A 1,723-nucleotide genomic window follows, 5' to 3' on the forward strand; every position below is an offset into this window, starting at 1 on the left:
GCTCTATGGAAACGGTCGCAATTTTAGTCGACGTGCAAAACGTCTATTACACCACGCGCAGCGCCTATCGAAAAAACTTTGATTACAACGGCTTCTGGGCCGCCGCCACGACCAATCGTCAGGTAGTCGGGGCCTATGCCTATGCCGTCGACCGGGGCGACGAGAAGCAACGCCAGTTTCAAAATATTTTGCGCGCCATCGGTTTTGAGGTAAAGCTTAAGCCCTTTATTCAACGGGCCGATGGTTCAGCCAAGGGCGACTGGGATGTCGGTATTACCATCGACGCGCTCGAGGCGGCGGCACAGGCCGATATCGTGGTGCTGGTCTCCGGTGATGGCGACTTTGCCATTCTGGTCGACAAGATCCGCCAGAGCCATGGTAAAACGGTTGAGGTCTATGGTGTGCCCAAGCTCACCGCCAAGGCCCTGATGGACGCCGCCAACCGTTTTATCGCCATCGATGAGGCTCTGTTGCTGGGCTAGGGCTCTGCTGCCAGGGTAAGTTGTATTGTTAGCTTTTAGAGCAAATTTTTGGCGCTATTGGTCCGCCCTCTGCGGGGCAGTTGGTCGTCTATATCTGTATTATCATCGCCGAGGAGAACGAGATGAGCACGGAATTAGTTCGAGTGGATTACCATAACAGCGCACAGGCGAGCGATCTAATCAGGCTGCTCAACGACTATGCCTGCGATCCAATGGGTGGCGCTGAAGACTTATCGGCTCACAGCCAAAACCATCTAGTGGATGCGCTGCGGGACTTTCCGGGCGCCTTCAGCATCCTTTGCTATGTCGATGGCGTGGCGGCGGGCCTGACCAATTGCTTTACCGGCTTTTCGACCTTTAAATGTAAACCCCTGGTGAATGTTCACGATATGACGGTGGGCAGTGCATTTCGTGGCTTGGGCTTGAGTCAGCTGTTGCTCGCCGAAGTCGAAGTCATCGCGCGTGAACGCGGCTGTTGCAAGGTCACCTTGGAGGTACTGAGCGGCAATCAGGTGGCCAAAAATGCCTACCTTAAGTTTGGTTATGAAGGCTATGCCCTCGACCCCAGCATAGGCCATGCCGAGTTTTGGCAGAAGAGCCTGTAAGTTCAAGGGGCGATCATCAGACAAAAAAAACCCCGCGGCTGCGGGATTTTTTATTGGCTGGCTATTGGCTTGATCAGGCACCGTGTTGATTAGGATCGATGTTGATCAGGACCGCTGTTGATTAGGCCAAGGGACCGATGCCGACCTTGCTGCGGATCTCACGCAGGAATGGGCTGGCATAGAGACGGGCCTTATCGGCACCGGTCTGCAATAATCGATCGAGTTGAATCGGATCGGCCATCAGTCGGTTGTATTCCTGGCGCTTGTCCTTGAGCTCCTCGTTTAAAAACTCAAACAGGAACTGCTTCATCTCGCCCCAACCGATGCCATCGGCATAGCGTTGACGCAAGGCCGCTTGCTCGGCTGGGCCAGTAAAGGCCGAGTAGATGGCAAACAGAGTACAGCCATTCGGATCTTTCGGCTCACCGGGCATCAGACTGTTGGTTTGCACCTTATTGATCAACTTACGGAATTTCTTTTCGTCTTCGAATAACGGGATGGTATTGCCATAGCTCTTGGACATCTTGCGACCGTCCAGGCCAGGAATAATCATCGCCGTTTCATCGATCACCGCCTCGGGCAGGCTGAAGGTCTCGCCGTAGAGATGATTAAAGCGCTGGGCAATATCACGCGCCA

At 54.0% G+C, this 1,723-nt stretch carries 3 protein-coding genes; 2 read left to right on the forward strand and 1 reads right to left on the reverse strand.

The window, feature by feature from the left end; all coding sequences use genetic code 11:
• Positions 1-5: 5 nt before the first annotated feature.
• Both AC4FIC_RS02570 and AC4FIC_RS02575 read left to right on the forward strand, forming a co-directional pair.
• A complete protein-coding gene (locus AC4FIC_RS02570) occupies positions 6-482 on the forward strand; it encodes a LabA-like NYN domain-containing protein (RefSeq protein ID WP_100258116.1) in 477 nt (158 codons plus the stop codon).
• Between the two features lie 122 nt (positions 483-604).
• A complete protein-coding gene (locus AC4FIC_RS02575; protein WP_100258797.1) occupies positions 605-1,087 on the forward strand; it encodes a GNAT family N-acetyltransferase in 483 nt (160 codons plus the stop codon).
• Between the two features lie 121 nt (positions 1,088-1,208).
• Here the strand turns inward: AC4FIC_RS02575 and AC4FIC_RS02580 are convergent.
• Positions 1,209-1,723 (reverse strand): tryptophan--tRNA ligase (locus tag AC4FIC_RS02580; RefSeq protein ID WP_490359373.1); only part of this gene is annotated, 515 nt, incomplete at its 5' end.

This window comes from Reinekea sp., assembly GCF_982785585.1.